This is a genomic window from Pseudomonas sp. WS 5051 (assembly GCF_012985715.1).
Taxonomy (GTDB): Bacteria; Pseudomonadota; Gammaproteobacteria; order Pseudomonadales; family Pseudomonadaceae; genus Aquipseudomonas; species Aquipseudomonas bubulae.
The window spans coordinates 148,449-167,059 of the sequence record NZ_JAAQWV010000010.1 but is presented as its reverse complement, the minus strand read 5'-3'; the positions used below and the strand labels follow the sequence as shown (position 1 = coordinate 167,059).

Annotated in this window: 17 protein-coding genes; 13 read left to right on the top strand and 4 right to left on the bottom strand. The window is 58.3% G+C overall.

The window, feature by feature from the left end:
- Positions 1-1,028: 1,028 nt before the first annotated feature.
- Together HBN79_RS17250 and HBN79_RS17245 are read left to right on the top strand one after the other, a co-directional pair.
- Positions 1,029-1,298, top strand: coding sequence for a short-chain dehydrogenase (locus HBN79_RS17250; protein ID WP_169916945.1), 270 nt, complete (start codon positions 1,029-1,031; stop codon positions 1,296-1,298).
- A gap of 790 nt (positions 1,299-2,088) precedes the next feature.
- Positions 2,089-2,358: a short-chain dehydrogenase gene (locus HBN79_RS17245; RefSeq protein WP_095001336.1), complete on the top strand. Its 270-nt coding sequence runs from the start codon at positions 2,089-2,091 to the stop codon at positions 2,356-2,358.
- 530 nt (positions 2,359-2,888) lie between these two features.
- On the opposite strand, the gene HBN79_RS17240 is transcribed toward HBN79_RS17245, so the two are convergent.
- Positions 2,889-3,680: a lysophospholipid acyltransferase family protein gene (locus HBN79_RS17240; RefSeq protein ID WP_095019715.1), complete on the bottom strand. Its 792-nt coding sequence runs from the start codon at positions 3,678-3,680 to the stop codon at positions 2,889-2,891.
- Positions 3,680-4,435 (bottom strand): L-ornithine N(alpha)-acyltransferase, encoded by a 756-nt coding sequence (gene olsB, locus HBN79_RS17235; protein WP_095001338.1) that lies wholly within the window; start codon positions 4,433-4,435, stop codon positions 3,680-3,682. The genes HBN79_RS17240 and olsB overlap by 1 nt, the downstream gene beginning before the upstream one ends.
- A gap of 237 nt (positions 4,436-4,672) precedes the next feature.
- On the opposite strand from olsB, the gene HBN79_RS17230 reads away from it, so the two are divergent.
- From HBN79_RS17230 to HBN79_RS17215, 4 genes are all read left to right on the top strand, one after another.
- Entirely contained in the window at positions 4,673-5,263 is a 591-nt protein-coding gene (locus HBN79_RS17230) for a YceI family protein (protein ID WP_095001339.1), read from the top strand.
- A gap of 1 nt (position 5,264) precedes the next feature.
- On the top strand, positions 5,265-6,422 hold the full coding sequence (locus HBN79_RS17225) for a phosphatidylserine/phosphatidylglycerophosphate/cardiolipin synthase family protein (RefSeq protein ID WP_095001340.1): 1,158 nt from the start codon (positions 5,265-5,267) through the stop codon (positions 6,420-6,422).
- Positions 6,423-6,524: 102 nt separating this feature from the next.
- Positions 6,525-7,157: a LysE family transporter gene (locus HBN79_RS17220; protein ID WP_169916944.1), complete on the top strand. Its 633-nt coding sequence runs from the start codon at positions 6,525-6,527 to the stop codon at positions 7,155-7,157.
- Positions 7,158-7,510: 353 nt separating this feature from the next.
- Positions 7,511-8,056, top strand: a complete 546-nt coding sequence (locus HBN79_RS17215; protein WP_169916943.1) for a hypothetical protein — start codon at positions 7,511-7,513, stop codon at positions 8,054-8,056.
- Positions 8,057-8,072: 16 nt separating this feature from the next.
- On the opposite strand, the gene HBN79_RS17210 is transcribed toward HBN79_RS17215, so the two are convergent.
- Complete coding sequence (locus tag HBN79_RS17210; RefSeq protein ID WP_169916942.1) at positions 8,073-8,834, bottom strand: hypothetical protein; 762 nt, start codon at positions 8,832-8,834, stop codon at positions 8,073-8,075.
- 314 nt (positions 8,835-9,148) lie between these two features.
- Here HBN79_RS17210 and HBN79_RS17205 point away from each other — a divergent pair, with 314 nt between their 5' ends.
- From HBN79_RS17205 to HBN79_RS17175, 7 genes are all read left to right on the top strand, one after another.
- Positions 9,149-9,760 carry a hypothetical protein gene (locus HBN79_RS17205; RefSeq protein WP_169916941.1) on the top strand — a complete coding sequence of 204 codons (612 nt, stop codon included), beginning with the start codon at positions 9,149-9,151 and terminating at the stop codon, positions 9,758-9,760.
- Positions 9,761-10,027: 267 nt separating this feature from the next.
- Positions 10,028-10,612 (top strand): helix-turn-helix transcriptional regulator, encoded by a 585-nt coding sequence (locus tag HBN79_RS17200; protein ID WP_169916940.1) that lies wholly within the window; start codon positions 10,028-10,030, stop codon positions 10,610-10,612.
- Positions 10,612-11,646, top strand: coding sequence for a hypothetical protein (locus HBN79_RS17195; protein WP_169916939.1), 1,035 nt, complete (start codon positions 10,612-10,614; stop codon positions 11,644-11,646). The genes HBN79_RS17200 and HBN79_RS17195 overlap by 1 nt, the downstream gene beginning before the upstream one ends.
- 594 nt (positions 11,647-12,240) lie before the next feature.
- Positions 12,241-13,026, top strand: coding sequence for a lysozyme inhibitor LprI family protein (locus HBN79_RS17190; protein WP_169916938.1), 786 nt, complete (start codon positions 12,241-12,243; stop codon positions 13,024-13,026).
- 154 nt (positions 13,027-13,180) lie between these two features.
- Positions 13,181-14,170 carry a MobV family relaxase gene (gene mobV / locus HBN79_RS17185; protein ID WP_169916937.1) on the top strand — a complete coding sequence of 330 codons (990 nt, stop codon included), beginning with the start codon at positions 13,181-13,183 and terminating at the stop codon, positions 14,168-14,170.
- 63 nt (positions 14,171-14,233) lie between these two features.
- On the top strand, positions 14,234-15,484 hold the full coding sequence (locus HBN79_RS17180) for a hypothetical protein (protein WP_169916936.1): 1,251 nt from the start codon (positions 14,234-14,236) through the stop codon (positions 15,482-15,484).
- Between the two features lie 201 nt (positions 15,485-15,685).
- Positions 15,686-16,309, top strand: coding sequence for a recombinase family protein (locus HBN79_RS17175; RefSeq protein ID WP_169916935.1), 624 nt, complete (start codon positions 15,686-15,688; stop codon positions 16,307-16,309).
- A 79-nt stretch (positions 16,310-16,388) separates the two neighbouring features.
- On the opposite strand, the gene HBN79_RS17170 is transcribed toward HBN79_RS17175, so the two are convergent.
- Positions 16,389-18,419, bottom strand: a complete 2,031-nt coding sequence (locus tag HBN79_RS17170; RefSeq protein WP_169916934.1) for a hypothetical protein — start codon at positions 18,417-18,419, stop codon at positions 16,389-16,391.
- Positions 18,420-18,611: the final 192 nt, after the last annotated feature.

Here is an 18,611-nt window from a genome sequence, read left to right as displayed (position 1 = left end):
AGGCGGGGGGCCTCTCTACAGACAAGGTCAGGAGCAAATCCTGCCTTAAGCAGCTATCGGCCTCCCCGAAACGCTTTTTGTACACGCCCCGGCATTTTCTTGGGCACCGGGAAAACATACAAGCAGCTGCCGAGGAACGAAGGCTGCGTTCGGCGTGATGCGGCACTCCGACGAAGTCGTCGCAAAATCAGGCAATGGGTTGTGTCAGTTACACCAGGTTTTCAGGGTTTACGGTTGTTTGATCTTGTTTGACTGGTGTGTTGAGTACATATCCGGCATTCGTGTCTAAGTGGGATATTGGTTTCGCTCTTACAGCGAGTCACTTTTTCCAGACGCCGAAAAAGTAACCAAAAAGGCTTGCCCCGGCGTACGGCCTTCGCTGCGCTCAGGTTCCCTCGCTCCGGCTCTGCTCCGTGGGCCCGCCGCCACGGGCCATCCATGGCCCATCGCGGCTCTCCCGGCATCCATGCCGGTCGACCCACTCCTCAGAACCTCCTCTCGGCCTCCCGAAGGGGCGGGCAGATCAAAAGCACTGCGCACCGAGGCGGCCGACCGGCCGGCCTGTTTGGTTCGCGTGTACTGCGCAATCTCTGTAGATACTCTGTTGCAGGTCAAGCCCTATTTGTGGGAGCGAGCCTGCTCGCGAACGACCTTCGCGAGCAGGCTCGCTCCCACAGTTGCAGTGTTCCTCGGCAGCGGCTACAGAAACTACAAGCTCACGTTTTTTCGGGATTTTTCTCACAGGTTTGCCAATTGCTGGGGCGAGGGGACGACGCTTATAGTCGGAGCTCGCCGATAAGGCGGGCGGGTTTGGCGACCTGTAAACTACCTAAGGAAAAAACGGAATTGCTATAAGTGTCGGAGCGTGTATTTTTCTCGCTACGTTTTATGGCAGCTGTGCGTGGGAGATCTTCGGGTCTGCCGGGTTTCCTTGGGTATACCGGTTCGCCAACCCGCGTACAGCGGCCACCTGTTTTCGTTTGGCGACGGAAATGAATGGCTCAAACGATTACCCAAGAGGTTTACCTATGACTGACTCACCGTTTGTCCCGCTTACTGCCATCGACTGCACCATCCCCGCTTTATTGATCGACCGTCACGCGCCCCTCGACGTACTTCACGCCAACGCCGCCGCTCGCGTACTGGCCGTCACCCAACTGATGGAATCGTTCTCCAGTCGGGAAGTGCGAGAGGCTGATTCCGTTGATCTCAAACATCTGGCTATTGTTTCGGCGCAATTGCTGCGTGACGGGTGCGATCTGATGGATGTACTCGGCTGGCGGTTGCGGCCTGCTTGATCTTGTTTGTTTAACTGGAGTGTTGAGTACATATCCGGCATTCATGTCTAACTGGGATATTGGTTTCGCTCTTACAGCGAGTCACTTTTTCCAGACGCCGAAAAAGTAACCAAAAAGGCTTGCCCCGGCGTACGGCCTTCGCTGCGCTCAGGTTCCCTCGTTCCGGTCCTGCTCCGTGGGCCCGCCGCCACGGGCCATCCATGGCCCATCGCGGCTCTCCCGGCATCCATGCCGGTCGACCCACTCCACAGAACCTCCTCTCGGCCTCCCGAAGGGGCGGGCAGATCAAAAGCACTGCGTCCCGAGGCGGCCGACCGGCCGGCCTGTTCGGTTCGCGTGTACTGCGCAATCTCTGTAGATACTCTGTTGCAGGTCAAGCCCTATTTGTGGGAGCGAGCCTGCTCGCGAACGACCTTCGCGAGCAGGCTCGCTCCCACAGTTGCAGTGTTCCTCGGCAGCGACTACAGAAACTATAAGCTCACGTTTTTTCGGGATTTTTCTCACAGGTTTGCCAATTGCTGGGGCTAGGGGACGACGCTTATAGTCGGTGTTCGCCGATAAGGCGGCCGGGTTTGGCGACCTGCTTAACATTTAGTTAGCATGCGATTGTTCTATATGGCAGAGCGTGTATTTTGCTCGCGTTGCTCTATGGCAGCTGTGCGTGGGAGATCTTCGGGTCTGCCGGGTTTTCCTAAATGTTACCGGTTCGCCAACCCGCGTACAGCAGCCACCTGCTTTTGTTTGGCGACGAAAACGGTCGGCTCAAATTCGACATTTAGGAGTTTGATTAATGACCGACTCATCGTTTGTCCCGCTTACCGCCATCGATTGCACCATCCCTGCTTTATTGATCGACCGCAACGCGCCCCTCGACGTACTTCATGCCAACGCCGCCGCTCGCGTACTGGCCGTCACCCAACTGATGGAATCGTTTTCCAGTCGGGAAGTGCAAGAGGCTGACTCTGTAGATCTTAAGCATATGGCTACTGTTTCGGCGCAATTGCTGCGTGATGGGTGTGATTTGCTGGATGTGCTGGGCTGGCGGTTGAGGCCTGCTTGATAGCGTTTTTATAACTGATGCATTGAGTACATAACCGATATTCGCGTTAAAAATCGCAGCCTTGTTCCTTCGGCAGTGACGACAGGGGATTGCGCAGTAAATGTGAACCAAACAGGCCGGCCGGTCGGCCGCCTCGGCGTAGTGCTTTTGATCTGCCTGCCCTCCCGGGAGGCCGAGAGGAGGTTCTGAGGAGTGGGTCGACCGGCATGGATGCCGGGAGAGCCGCGATGGGCCAAGGATGGCCCGTGGCGGCGTGCCCACGGAGCAGAGCCGGAGCGAGGGAACCTGAGCGTAGCGAAGGCCGTACGATGGGGCGAGGACTTTTTGGTTCCTTTTTGGTCCTTCAAAAAGGGACTCGCCGTAAGGGCGAAACCAATATTTCAGTTAGACGCAAATGCCGGATATGTACGCGGTGGGCCAGTTAATGTGCAATGTACCTTTACTGTTGCAACGCGACTTTATCGTTGCACCGTGTCGCCTGCATCGCGAGCAAGCCCGCTCCCACAACATCCCCTTACCTGGCTCCCGGCTCAAATCATCGCCCCCACTCTCTCCGGCAGCGGATCTGTTTGCGTCACCGGTGCTGACACCACCCGCCGGATCGCTTCCTGCGCTCTGAACGCCAGCACGGCCCGCTCTTGTGCCTGGCTGGCAATGGGCTCCAGCAGATGAATCTCAACGTCGCTCTGCTCATGGCTAAACAGTCGCAGCAGATGTGAGAGCAAATCGTCATTGCCAATAAACGGCGCTATCGCATCGACCTCGCCATTGCGCAAATAGCGGATGGCTACAGGTTGCAGTGGTACCCGGCTGTCAATGGCCGCCGACAGCAACCGCCCATGAAAGGTACGCACCGAGCACCCATCCGTGGTGGTGCCTTCGGGAAACATCAGCAGGGGTAGCGGCTGTTGCAGGTGACGGGTCATTTGCTCACGAATCACCTGGCTGTCTCCCGCACCACGGCGGATAAACAAACTGCCTGCCTTGGCCGCCAACCACCCGGCCACCGGCCAGCCACGCACCTCGGCTTTGGACAGAAATGACAGCGGGGCCAGTTGCCCCAGCAGTGCAATATCGGTCCAGGACACGTGATTGCTCACCCACAGCATCGGCGTTGCCGGGATTTCCCCGACCACGGTGACGCGAAAGGGCAGGGCGCTGCTCAGGCGTGTCATAAAAAACTGCGACCAGCGCTGGCGGCGATCCATTGTGCTGTTCAGGCCCAGGCGCTCCAGCAGCCCGAACATTCCCGCCATGCCCAGCCCCAGACTGACCACCCCGAGCACCCGTGCCACCCGGGCATACCGGCGCAAGCGGCGCATCACACGGCCGCCTTGAAGTGACGCGCATAGCGCGGGCACAGTTCATCACGCTTGAGCAGGATGAAGACGTCGGCCACCTGGAAGTCTTCATCCCAGCAGGGCTCGCCGCAAATCCTCGCGCCCAGGCGCATATAGGCCTTGAGCAGCGGCGGCATTTCCGTGATGACGTTGCTGGGCACTTCCTGCGCCGGCAGCGGATTTTTCGGCTCGGCGCGTAGATGCTCCGTACACAAGTAACGCTCGCGCAGACGCTGCATGATCGCCCGGGCCTGAATGCCACCATCCTGCATCGGGATGCTGGCGCAGCCCATCAGGTAGCGATAATTGCCCTGGTTAAGGACTTCGGCCAGTTCACCCCACAGCACGGCGATGGTGCCACCATTGCGGTAGGCCGGGTCGACGCAGGTGCGCCCGATTTCAAGCAGCGGCCCCTGCAGGTTGGCCAACCCGTGAAGGTTGAACTCTTCTTCGCTGTAAAAATGGCCGATACGTTGTGCCGCGCTGTGATCCAGCAGGCGGGTGGTGGCAACCAACTGGCCGCTATTGAGATCGCGTACCCCGATATGTTCGCAATAAGCGTCATAGCCGTCCTCGTCCAGCCCATGTTCGGCGCTTTTGAGTTTGGCCTTCAACTCGTCGCTGAACACACGAAAACGCAGGGTCTGAGCCTCGCGCAATGCCGCGGGGCCGAGCAAACGCTCAGCCTGCAAGCGACGTTCTGGAGCGGTGTCGCGGATACGGGCGATCTGGGACATTGCGAATCTCCGTGCAGGCACTGTGCCCGCTCTGGGTATCTGCCAATCGACTGAGGTGTGCAACTTCAGGCTAAGCAGGTGCAATGTCACCACTGTGACGTTTGGATGATGCTTGTGTGACAGGGGGGCGGGAGGAACTGTCGGTAGCGCCTGACGTCTCAAGAGGGTGAAATAAGTCCTGCCAAAACCGCTCGCCGGGTTTAATGTTCACCCACGTTTATTGGTTGATGAGTTTTTATGCTTAAAGCGCTGTTATCTTCTGCCTGTGCCTTGTTGCTGACCCTGGGTGTGAGCCTGTCTGCCCAGGCCAACTGGTACCTGGACGGTGAGTCGTCACGGCTGTCATTTATCACCACGCAAAATGCCAATATCGCCGATGTGCACCGCTTTCTGGTCCTGCATGGCAAGGTTGACCGCAAAGGCCTGGCGCAATTGCGTATTGAGATGGACTCGGTCAACAGCTCAGTGCCACTGCGTGATGAGCGCATGCGTGACGTGTTGTTTGATTTCAAGCACTTCCCGGAAGCGCAGATCAGCGCGCAGATCGACCTGCAACCGATCAATGACCTGGCCTCCGGTGCGCAACTGGAATTGCGCTTGCCGGTAACGGTCAGCTTGCGCGGCAAACAGCACACCTATCAAGCCGAGCTATTGGCCACCCGTCTGGATGAACGACGCTTTCAGGTCGTGACCCTGGAGCCGCTGATGCTGCAAGCCGAAGATTTTGGCCTGCAACCGGAGCTTGAAACCTTGCGCAAACTGGCCGGGCTTTCGGCCATCAGCTTTTCAGTACCGGTGAATGCGGTGCTGATTTTCACGGCCCGTTAAGATGGCCGGCGCAGTGTTTGGCTGGCGCAGTGACAATAGTTTTGAGTTGCTGATCGACGGGCCGCAGTTTTTCCCGCGCATGCTGGCCGTCATTGAACAGGCTCAGGAGCAGATCGATCTGGAGTTGTATCTGGTTGAGGCCGGTGACTGTGCCGAAACCATCGTCCAAGCCCTGGAACAGGCGGCCTGGCGCGAGGTGCGGGTGCGTTGCCTGTTTGACGCCTACGGAAGTCTGGGATTGGGCCCGGCGTTGCGCCGCAGGCTGATCGAAGCCGGGGTTGAGCTGCGGCATTACAACCCGCTGAGCTGGCGCCGTGGCCTCAACAATCTGTATCGCGATCATCGCAAGCTGTTGTTGGTGGATCAGCAATTGGCTGTGGTGGGTGGCACCGGCGTCACCGATGAGTTCTGGCGCCCCACTGAAAACAGCTGCGACTGGCATGAGGTGATGGTGCAGATGCAAGGTCCGCTGGTGCTGGACTGGCAGATGCTGTTTGATCGCCAGTGGCGGGCCAATATCAGCCGCAAGGCCTGGAAACCGGCGACCCACTTCGGCCTGGCGCGCTTGCCCGGTGTGCCCGACGAGGCTGAGGGTATGGGGCGCGTGGCCTACGCCGATGCCCATCAACATCGCGATATCCTGCAATCGCTGGTGCGCGCGATCAACAGCGCCAAGCAGCGCATCTGGCTGGCCACGCCTTACTTTCTGCCGACCTGGAGCGTGCGCCGTTCATTGCGCCGGGCAGCAGCGCGGGGTGTCGATGTGCGGCTGCTGCTCACCGGGCCGCGCACAGACCACCCTTCGGTGCGCTACGCCGGGCACCGTTATTACCCGCGGCTGCTCAAGTCCGGAGTGCAGATACTGGAATATCAGCCCTGTTTTCTGCATTTGAAAATGGTCCTGATCGACGATTGGGTCAGCGTTGGCTCATGCAATTTTGACCACTGGAACCTGCGTTTCAACCTTGAAGCCAACCTTGAGGCGCTGGATCCGGCGCTTACCCAGGCGGTGGCGGCCAGCTTTATCGCCGACTTCGCCCAAAGTCAGCCCGTCAGCCTGCAAGACTGGCAATCACGCCCCCTCTGGCGACGGGTGAAGCAGCGCATCTGGGGCTGGGTTGACCGGCTGGTGGTGAATATTTTGGGGCGGCGCCACTGAATTTCGCCCTGCACGCGGTTACTTAAGCGTTGATAACGTGCAAAATCGAGCCACTTCACGGCAGCGGACGAACGTGAGGCATGATTATCTGGAGCGTTTTGCATGACACCTTCGTTGTTATTGGCCGTTCTGGCCTCAGGCTTTATCTATGGGATCACGCCGGGCCCGGGCGTGCTGGCTGTTTTCGGCATTGGCGCTGCCCGTGGGCGACGTGCCGGCGCCGGTTTTCTGTGCGGGCATTTGCTCGGCGATGTGATCTGGTGCAGCACGGCGCTGATTGCCATTGTCGGCGCACGTGAATTTGGCAGCACTGCCTTCAACGTGCTGGGCTTGATTAGCGGCTTGTACCTTTTCTGGCTGGGCCTGCGTGCCGTTCGCGCCCAGGGCAGCAGTGCTCAACAAGGCCCGGCGCGACAGCCGTTTGCCCACGGGATTTTTTTCGGATTGACCAACCCCAAAGCGTATCCGGTGGCAGTGGCGACGTTCACTGCGCTGTTGTCCAGCCGCGCAGAGTTACTGACCTGGGCCATGTTGCCCTGGTTGATTGCGTTGAGCTTTGTGGGTGGGGCGCTGGCCTACATGATTCTGGTGGGTGTTGTTGGCGCCGGCCATGTCAGGGCGCTCTATCAGCGCCATGAGTTACTGATTACCCGGCTGTGCGGGGTGATGTTTATCGGCTTTGCCATCAGTGCGCTGATGCATGCGCTGCCCGGATTGTTGCAAGCGATCGTTTGAAATAACGGGCATGGGGGATGCAGTGCGGACAATGTCATCGGGGATGAAAAAGGGGGGGGGTAGGGCTTGGGTGGCAATGCAGTTGCAGGATTTTGCTGTGTAGCGAAGCTTTCAAGTAGATTGAAAGCTAGGAAGAAGTGGAGCGGTGGCGGGAACCTAACTATTCATATTTTATAAGGCTTGCGTGGCTATAAAAAATACTGCCATACACCACACCATACAAGCCGCTTCCTGCTGGACTTATTCCTGTTCATGCCGCGGTGGGGTACTGGCTTTTGGTCGTCGGAAACTCTCACCTCTGACGTTCCGCCCAACAGGCTCTACTGGTGGCCTATTCGTTGGGAGCGAGAAACATGATAGGCAGAAATAAAGTGGTCGGTGAGTTATGCCGCCTGGCCAACAAGCCAGATGCGAAGCCAAGGGCGCGCCTGATTTGCATTCGGCGCATATGCCGGATCTACGCGGGCGATTTGGCATGGATCGCAGAGAGCCGGGCAAATTATCGACGGGGCAGCACGATCGCCAAGCAAGGCCTCCCGTTTACAGCTCCAAAAGTGGAGATGCTCGACCTGGCCGCCGACCTGAACCTGAAGGTCGAAGAGCAGGCGATGCTAGAAGCCTTGGCCAACTATGCCTGGGACACTATGGTCGGTGAGCATGGCACCATCGAAGCGTTTGGCTTTGATGCGCTATGCGATGTGCTCAACGTAAACCCGACCCGCCGTGCCGAGTTTCAAGGTGCTGCCACCTTGGCCGAGCTGGTGCTTGCTGGCGCCGAGGACTGCGCTGATAATTACAGGGCGGAGCCAGGACGGGCCGGACTGGGCCCCTTGCACCTGGCCTGCATGTGCTTGAATCAACGGTGCCTCACAATGCGGCCAAACCTAACCTTGGTCTGACCGCCCCAAGCAATTTTCAAATGCGCCGGGTGGCCTGCCAATCGCTCTTGTCCCAAGACTGGTGAGTGCTCATGGTGACCTGCAGGCTCATCTGAACGAAGCGGCCGAGCGCGTCGATGGGAGCGCTCAAGGGCATCCCGACCGATTCGATCACCAACGGCGCATACCGCCGGCCTTTGTAGACCATTGCAATCATGCACGGGCTAAACGAGGGCAGCATGGCATCCAGCAACCCTTTTTCGCCGGACAGGAAACTGAGGGCGCCCGTTAGCATCGTGCCCTCTGGCGCCAGTTTCTGAGGGTGAGCCCAATTCAGGAACTGTTCCATTGGTCTTTCAACCTCGGCAGTTGGATCGCGCCAGGCACGGAAAAGCAGTGTGACGCTGACCTTGTGTGGCGCTGACCCGCTAAAAATCTGGGTCGAATTCAGCTTTGTCATCCCGGTGCGGCCTCGTGCTTCGTCGATGTTGGCGCCGGCCGACTTGATCTTGTCGCCAATATCGCTGCCAACTGCGCGACCCGCTGCATTCCCAATGGACTCGATAAGCGGTTTCAACGCGCCAGACTGGAGCATGCCCATCAGCGCCGGGGCTCTGCTCTCGGGGCCAGAGCCTTCAAACGGTGACTGCCAGTTAAACGACATCTGAATATCGGCTTCGTCGGTCAATGCAGCCTTGACCACGATGTCATCGACCATACGTCCGAGATGATCCACCTCATAAAACTTGGCGACCAGGTGCGGATTCAGCCCGTCCCAAATGGAAGTCATCTCGTTCATCAAATTTATCGATGCCGAGGCGGCACCCGTTCCTGTAACTACTGGCATTTTCGTATCCCTGTAAAAAGCGGTCATATGCAGGGCCGCTAGTTTTCGCGGAGCCTGGCTCGCAGCCCTATGCAGTGGTTGAGTCGCATTGTCGAGGGCGCTAGGCGAGCTGTCTGGGCGGGTTTTCCCGCAAAACCAATCTCGCTCAATTTGGCTAGATTTGGCCCGATTTGGCTAAATCAGCACGAATTAACCGGAATAAGAAAATCCAGCTCAGAGCCTTCGACACCATTGCCATCATGTCTAAAACCAACCAAGGAATAGACATGAACAACACGAACCTCACCCCAGAACAACGTGAAGAATTGTTGTCCCACGCCAAGTTGGTGGATTCGGTTGCGGGGGCAGATATCGAAGAGTTTTTAGAACTAGCTACCGAAGCCGACCGCCTTTTTCAACGCTTTAAACACGCCCGCTTTCATGTACGTTGGCTGGCATCTGTTCGAGCGCATGGCAGCCCTGAAAAGGCATTGCAGGCAGAAAAACAGCGTCGTGATTACGCACTGAGCCAGGCTAATCAAATATCCGTTGCTGCAAACGACATTCAGCAAGCGCGCAGCGCCTTGGCTGTCGGTGTAGGCGGAAACAAACTGAACGATCTGTTCCGGCAGCTCAGCGACGCTGACTCAATGGCTAGCGATCTTCGGGCGATGGCCAACAACATGCGCAGCACGCGCAATGCAAAAGTTGCCAGCCTCATTGAGGACGGTGTTTCAGAGGCAACAGCCCTGTCAGTGGCTAAGCCCTCCTTGGCTGACATCGAGGCGAAGCTCAGCGAGGCCAAAGCTATGCCAGGCAAGGTTTCCGCACTGAGGGCAGCGGTGAGCTCATCCGAGGCCAAGGTGAACTACCTCTATCCACTCCCCGCCATCGAGTAACGCACTCGTTGCTGACGCAGCCCCATCGCGGGCTGCAGTTTTGCTCAACAGGAAGTGGAGAATAAAGGCCTTGAACACCGCTCAAACATCATCCCCACCGGTCACCCCAAATAAGAAGAAAATTCGTCCTTGTGCTGCCACCATTCGCAGCTACTGGCGTGATCTGCGTGTGGCTGCGAATGGTGGCGACCACCTCGCTAAAGCCTTACTGATCGCACTTTCAGAAGGCCGGCTACTCGCTCTTGAGCAACCCCGCCAGGTGAAACCATGACCGCAGCAAATGTTATCCCGTCTAAAGACGAGCAAATCGCCTTAGTCCAGGCCATCGGTCTACGTTTGCGTGAGGCTCGCCTAGCTGCAGGTTTCAGCCAGCTCAACGCCGCCAAGCACCTCGGTTATGCCAATTCCAGCAAGCTCGCCAAGATCGAACGCGGCCTGCACTCCAGCCAGATACCGGTATGGATGCTCAAGAGAGCCGCCGGCGTCTACGGCGTCTCCGTCGATTACTTACTGTGCACTAGCGATCGTATGCAGGGCGACGGGATGCCGAGCGCTGTGATGGAGGAAATGATTGAGGCCATGAAAGCTGAGTGGGCCCGCATGACTAACCGTGACGTTATCGCTCAGCAGGCACTTCTGTGTCGCACAGCTCTTCTGGAAACTGCTTTGACAGATGTTGAAATGGCGGCCCAAGAGGCGTTGGAGGCTATTGCTCGAGTTGAGACCCTTAATCCTTATAGGTGGCTCAAGTTGCGTGGAGGAACGCGCCTGCTGAGTGCCGTAGAGCGGGCTGTTGCTGCTGCGAAGCACGGCCGGCGCCGCACCAAAGAGCCACGGCGAGCATTTGCGTAATGGCCCAGGCACCCAAGCTAACCCCAGACCAGTGGGAGGAGGTTCGCGACGCATGGGAGCAAGACCCACGCGACGGCTACACCTGGTTGGTCAAAGAACTGGGGTTATCCGTATCAGCCCCGGGCGTTCGCAAGACAGCCGCAAAGCAGGGGTGGGAGAAACGAAAAGCATCCGGCAAGAAACCATCCGGCGTTGAATTCGTAGGCGCTCCAAGGGCCAAATCGAAGGCAAAGCGCGGGGGTGGGCCGAAGCTCGCTAGCGAAACCATCGAAACCATGGGAGAAACCATCAGCGAAACCATGGCTGGCGGCTCGAAAAGTAAGGCAAAGGCCAGTGCTGGCGGGGGGTGCGGTGAGTTTGATCGGGAAGTGGAACGGGCCGGGAATGGATCGGTAGCGCCAGAATCGGAGGCCAACGCGCACGCACGCGAGGGAGAAACCATCGAGGGGGTGATTGATGACACTGTCGGGGACTATTATTTTACCGATACGGGCCTGCATGGATTGTTCCCTTCCGATGAGCCAGGCAAGTACAGGCCCAAGTATGCCGAGCTGGCCTACAAGCTGGCGCAACTCGGCATTTCGCATAAGCGGATAGCCGAGATTCTCGAGATATCGGAGAGCACTTTCTACGAGTGGCAGGGGCGTCACGCCGGCTTCAAAACTGCCCTCAAGGCCGGTATGGCCCTTGCCGATGCCAACGTGGCCAACTCCGTTTACCGTGCCGCCATCGGCTATTCGCACCATCACGAGGAAATCAAAGTGATTGGTGAGGAGGTCGTCCGGGTACCCACAATGAAGCATTACCCACCCAACCCGCACTTGGCTACCTTCTGGCTCAAAAACCGCCAGCCTGAACTATGGAAAGAGAAGGTTGAGATCGTCGAGATGCCGTCTATTGCCCTGGTCGACAAAGAGGCGATGGAGGCCATCTACCGCAATGCCCTTGATCATGCTGCCGCCGTTCAGGCCAGCATGGTCGATCGTGGCGCGCGTCTTGGTTTGACGATCGACAACGAGCTGGATGACGACTGATGGCCCCGTTTTGAGCCACGCAGTGCAAGGCCCGCTGGCCGACGGGAGTGAATCCGATTCACACCCTTGATCCGCAGACAGCGACCACTCCAAGCGCATTTACACCTGGCGAAGCACTTCGTTTGCGGCCAAGGCCTTTGTTGATCATTGCAAAGCGCCCAAAACCTGCCCCGTTGAGATGACGGGTCAGGTCGGCAGATGAAAGTCATATCGTTCGGTTGGGTGGGCATTTCGCCTACCCTGGATCAGCAGGCCGCTACCACCCCAATACATCATCACCTGGCGACGCGCTTCGATTGTAGCCAAGGCCGTTACCGATCAATGCAAAGCGTCGCGTCCTGCAGGGTGTAACGATTCGTTGCCCCCCCTCGACCCCCAAACAACGCTGATCCCGAGCGCTTCCGCCCCGACACCCAGGCAAACCACTACCCCGAAACAGGGGAGTGGAGTCCATGCGCGGGACGACAATGTCTATGCGGTGGCCCACGACTCCAACAGCACTCGGTTCTGGCTATTGGCGAACTGATCTCTGATATAAGGAGGCCGGGGCAAAGTGCCACCAACATCCAGTTAACACCATCAAGGATTGAGATCATGTTCAAAGCTATAAGCGGAACTCTCATTGCAGGCGTATTTTTAGCGCTATCGGCCTCGCTTTCTTTCGCAGCCGAGCCGGAGGACTACATCCGCAAGGACGTGTCTGGCGTCTATTCCGTCATCATGTTCGGGGCTGGACAGGGGCGTCAGGCACCAATGCGGATCGATTACGCTGACGGCGACAACTTGGTGATGGAGCAGGGCGGAAAGAGCAACATGATGCCAATCCACTCGACGGATCCAGCTAATGGCACTGTCAATCTGCTGGATGACTCCGGTAGTTTGACCACGCTATCCGTTCGCTTTGGGCAAGGCACCATGACCACGGTGAGCGGGGTGAAAATACACCTAAGCTTTATTCGCAAGCTTACCGACATGGACTACGCGGCGATCGGCAAGACGGTCGCGCCCGTCGCAGCACGGCAGCAGGTAGCACCTGCATCGGAGCCGGAGCCAGAGATCGTCACCGCTCAGCCAGCGTCAACCAAGAAGGCGAGCCCTATAGCGGCAAGCTTCAACTGTTCCAAGGCTTCCACCGCCGTGGAGGGGATGATTTGCGGCAATGAAGAGCTTGCGGCGCTGGATGTTCGGGTGGCTGCCGCCTACAAGGCGCTGCGCTCCAGCGCGGAAGACAAGGAAGGGGTCAAGAAGGATCAACAGGCCTGGCTAAAAGAGCGAAATGCTTGTCGCTCGACCGAGTGTCTCGCGGCCTCCTATAGCGACCGTGCTCAGGACATGGAAAACACCCTGGCTTACCTGTCCAAGCCGGCCGAGTTCCGGTAGGCGGTATAGCGGTTGCCTTGCCGCCGAAGGCCGAACAACCTTGGAACAAGGTGTAGTGAGTACACAAGCCCTAAAGGCTTGGGGTGGGGCTTGCGCACTCATTTGCTCCACCCGCACGCTGAAGATAGACACATTCAGCGCGGGGGAGGCTTACATGCCATTCGCGATACTAAGAACAAAAAAACTGAAGAGCATGGCCGGGGTTTTCGGATCTGGCTGCCACACATTCCGGGAGATCCCCACCTCAAATTCTAATGGCTCACCGAATCAGCATCTGATTGGTGCCAAAAGCGCTGGGGAACTGGCGGACGCTGTACGCGCCAAGCTACCGGAGAAGCGCCGAAGGGATGCTGTTCTGTGCATCGAATACCTGGTGACGGCCAGCCCTGAAGCGTTTGCCAGGCATGGCGGCCACCTCGACGACAGTGGCAGGCTTCCCAGTACCAGAGCAGGCTACTTTGACCGTGCCATGGCTTGGCTGAAGGCACGGCACGGTGGACAGAACATCGTCTGCGCCACCATTCACCTCGATGAGCGAACGCCGCACCTGGTGGCCTACATCATGCCTATCACCCGGGATGGACGACTCTCTGCCCGAGAGTATCTCGGCGGCACGGCCAAGCTCCGAAAGATGCAAACCGACTTCCACCAGCAATGTGGCAAGCCCCTCGGCCTGAAGCGGGGCATTGAGGGCTCGAAAGCCACCCACCAGAGCGTCAGTCGCTACTACAAAGGTCTGGAGGCAGCTACGACGGCGCCAACTCTGACCCGTACCGACTGCGCTGCAGCTGCAACGGGGATCTGGACAGCTAACTTCCGTGCTGTGAAGGCCGCTGCCGAGACGGCCACGGTGATGCGCGCCCAAGACCGGGCAAACACCAAAGCCCTGGCTGATCGGCGGGCCGCACTCGATCAGCAGGACGCCGAGCTAAAGCATCAGCGTCGCGCCTTGGATAACCTTGAGGCCAGGCTAGAAGCCCAAGTTGATCAGGTGGGTGAATTCGATCGGGAGCTGGCAAAGGCCCATGCGGCAGCAGAGAAAGCCATTCGGGAGGCAGAGACAGAGCGGAAGCGGGCCGACTGGCTTGCTCAAAAGCTCAAGGCGCTGAGCCTGCATTTTGGGCTGGAAGAGCTCATGCCGTGACGGTTTCACGCCTGAAAGCGAAGCGCTATTCTCCCTGGCAATACATCTTCGGATTACATTGCTATGGATGACGCACTGGTGGTCTTTTCACGGAAAGGCCTCTTCCAAACTCCGATTACAGCTTACGAAATTAAAAGCAGGGAGCACTATCGAAAGATGTGGCCCTTGGTCACTTCCGATAAGCCCCACCGCCTCGTAAGGTGGGTGAGCCCTTGTTTCAACGATGACGGAAAGCTGAAAACACGCAGCTATTTCAGAACGTACACCGGCAAACGCGGCGTTCGAGCCGCGGACTACTTCGACAGCGAGGAGCAAGCCCGGCAGCGTCAAATTGGCGAAAGCGCGGAGCATAGGCGAGCCAAGCAGCTGATAGCCGATGAACTTAAACGCCGACTTGATGTAGGACTGGCCATGCCCTGGTACTACAGTGATGAAACGATCAGCCAATATCACCTGGCCGGCAATCTCCTGCTGGGGGCTGATGGCGTTACCCAAGAGCAGAGCATCAAGACACCGTTTGGCAACTCCTATCGCCTTGATGTGGCGGTGCTCGGCAAGCCCATTCTTCGGCATCCGATGGTGCTGGCTGGAATCGAAATTGAACTCGGCCATGCATTTGATGGGCGAAAGGCTCTGGCTGGTCGCTCAATGGGCTTTCCACTCATATCCATCGACATCACCGACATGAGCCTGGATCAACTGACACCGCAATGGGCCCGGCAGGCGCTGACAGCAACCAAGGCCAGCGATGATGAGGGCCGGCGCAAGACGTTCATCTACCTGAACGACCTGCTTTATCCCCTCTACGTCCAATTGCCGCCAGAACTGATAGAGGGAAAGAACTTCCGGCATCAGTTCATCGTATTTGCCGCTGATGACCATCTGGAACAGGTGAAGGCGACCCTTACCAAGGCCAGTCTCGCGCTTGGGCTTCAAAGTCCTGTAGTTCTGATGGGGATCATCAATGGAAAAAGCGCATCTGCTGCCACTCAGGTGGCCAACCTTGGCGATATCGCAGGCCCGGATTGGCGTGAATTCAACGAAGAGCGATGCCTGACGATCACACTCGATCGTCCACGAACTCTGCAGGATGTGCCGACTCACCTCATGCACATTGCTATCGCCGCATTGCTGGCGGGAAAAGGTAATGCGCTGGTGGGATACAAGCACCGGCGCAGCATCATCAATGACCGGCCTGAAGAGGACGTTTGGAACGAGTATCGACGTGGAACCTGGCACCGCATTTTGCCCAAACGTCTTGCGGAGCCATTTCAGCGCTATTTGGCAGTGATTGACCAGCTCCACAGCTCGTAAGTCCGTCGGCTGATTGCCTCTCTCCCCAAACAAACTCTCAGCTCGGGCCTAACTCTGGGTCGTATGGGGCGTTATTTTTGGGTGTAGATAAAGTGGCACGCTCTATTCACCTCCCGTAAGGCGTAGCCTCATTGTTTAGTGACACTCAAAGTGATACGTTATTAAGGTAACGCCTAAACTGATACAGGGAGAGTAACCGCCATGTTCATTCGCGCATACCTTCGCGCCTCCACCGCCGGCCAGGACGCGACACGCGCCAGTGGCGCCCTAGAACGGTTTGCGGCCGAGCATAGCCAGCGGATCGCTTGCGAATACGTAGAGAACGAGAGCGGCGCCAAAGCAGATCGGCCAGAGCTGCTGCGCCTGCTGGCCGACGCACGAGCAGGTGACGTGCTGCTGGTGGAGAGTATTGACCGGTTGTCACGGCTGCCAGAAAGCGACTGGAAGCGTCTCAAGGCGGCGATTGATTCCAGGGGCTTGCGCATTGTCGCGCTCGATCTGCCGACCAGCCATCAAGGCATCAAAGACAGCGGTGGCGACGAATTCACCAACCGCATGCTGGGCGCCATCAACTCAATGCTGGTGGAAATGATGGCCGCAATCGCACGCAAGGATTACGAGCAGCGCCGGGAGCGACAAGCGCAGGGCATTTCAAAGGCTAAAGCCGATGGCGCCTATAAGGGCCGCCCAACTGACGATGACCTGCATAAGCGCGTGCGCGAACTGCTCGCCGCGGGCTTGGGGGTTCGAGCAGCAGCAAGGCATGCTCAATGCTCAACTACCACGGTGATGAGAATTCGCGATCAGCTAACCGAGCACATGTGAAGCCGTGCAGCTGTCTTCGTATACTTCATTTTAGCCATGCCACGCCCGGCAGCATTGCGCGACCAGGCGTCTTTTCTGGTCAGACGGCGCCGCTGTAGGCGCCAGTGACAATATGAGCAATCCGGCGATCCTCAATGTCGCGCGGAATGTTTGCGGGGGCTGCGGGGGTCGCGGACTGGCGCCGGCCAGGGCTTCCCATGAGCGTCGGCTCAACCTCTGGCGCTTCGGCGATCGCTGCGACAGCAGGCGCTGTCGGTATCGAGACGGCAGGAGCAGAGGGAACAGCCGTCATAGCTGGCGGAGCCCTGCCAGAGGCGAGCGAGGCCGGGGCGCTGGCCGTTGGTGCCTGGGCAACCTTGGCGCCGGCGAATAGAGTGGCCACCATGCCACCGCTGGACTGAGGCGGCGCGAACGAGTTGTCCGTCGAGAGGCCATGGGTCGCAGGAGATGGCGCGCTCGCAACAGCTGCCGACGCGCCCTGCCTGACCGTATCGACACCCGCAAAGGCGTTGGCCGCCGGACTGGTAGCCGTGGGCGCCATCGGCTGATCAAGTGGAGAGACGGGAGACTGGGCCGCCGAAGCGGTCATCTCTGCCGGGGCTGAAGCGGCCTGATTCCTGGCCAGCAAATGAGATCTAGCGTCCTCGGCATATGAATCCCCGGCACGCATACGCTCGCCCATTACCTTGTAGGCGTCCTTAGCTGATCTGCTGCCGTCGCCGTATAGATCCTTGTTTCCGGCAATGACTTGCTCCACCCGGGCCCGACCCTTTTCGCTGTTAACGCCCTGCATGAGTGACTGGCGAACATCCATGCCGGCACTCATGCCGCTCAGCATCTTCTTCGCGTCGCCGCCACCCAGGTTGTGAAATGCATACACGTTCGCATCGTCGTCGCGCCCACCATACTTGCGACCTTGATCGATGTTTTCCTTCGTGAACTCGGCCAGCATCGCGGCTTGTATCTTGGGATCGTTTCGATACTTGGCCGCTTGCTCTGTATTCAGCTTGCCCGCTCCCTTAACCCCATATTTGGCGCCGTGCTTGTTTATTGAGTCCGTCCAAGTACCGTCGAGAAACTGACCATAGCCGTGGGCGCTTGAAATTTTTGTGCCGTCTCGCCGGGTAGGTGTAGCGCCGGCATCGAAGTTGCTTTCATATTTCGCAATCTTCGCAAGAACTCCCGGATCAACGCCGGCCGCTTCCGAAGCGCCAACAAGGTCGTCCTTCGCGCTAGCCCAGTTGTTGTCCGCGCGGAGACTACTTACCTTATTGTCTGCCGCGTTCCTTGCAGTTCTGAAAGCACCGGCAACGGCAGTAACTCCAGTTGCATCTGCGACCTTGCTTGCCCCTGATGCGACCGCTGATTTTGCGCTTGCGGCAACGTCCGTGACTTTGCTCCATGCACTGCTAGCGGCATCCTTAGCACCCCCAACAATCTCGGTCGCCCTGGCGCCTACGTTTTCATAGACCTTTTCCAGATCTACGCCAGTCTTCTCCTTGAGCCAGTCCTTCGCCGATCCAGCTAGGCCAGAAAGCGCCTCCCATCCTTTGGAGGCAAGATCTACAGCGCTTGACCAGCCGGCCTGCATCTTGTCTACGGCTGCCGTCCATGCTCCGGTTAGAGCTGACGAGACACCCTCCCAGAAAGCGGTCGACCCAGCCGACATGGCTGCCCATGTGGCGCTTGCAGTGTCAGATACGGTTGTCCACATGCCGGACACGGTCTCGCTGACTGCCGCCCACCGCTCGGATAAACCAGCTGTCGACTGGCTCCACAGACTGCCCATGAATTCAGTCGTGTATACCCACTTCTCAGTAATGACACTTCCAATATTGGAGTTCCGCAGGTCGCTAACCCAACCGCCAACGGATTCGCCGATGATGTCGCCGGCCTTGTCCCCCATGAAGCCACCGACCACGCCCCCGATGATCCCGCCAATGGCGGTACCGAGGCCTGGCACGATGGAGCCCAGGGCGGCGCCAGCAGCAGCGCCAGCAGCCATGCCACCAATACTACCGACGCCGCGCCCGACCGCAGACCCGGTAGAGCGGTCTTTCTCTTCCCTGGTGCCTTCTCCGCTCTCGCTGGCCATGACATCGCTGGCCATAAAGCCGAGGCTGAGTAGCGATCCTATTAAGGGGAGACGTTTAAGCAGGCCGCGACCAGCTCCACCTCCGCCTGGTGGAATCGGAGGAGGTGATGGCCCACGTCCTCCGCGCCCGCCCGGGCCGCCAGCATCCGGCGGATTCCTTGAGCCTGGGCCGCCCCGTCCGCCTCCGGGATTTCCGGCACCGCCACG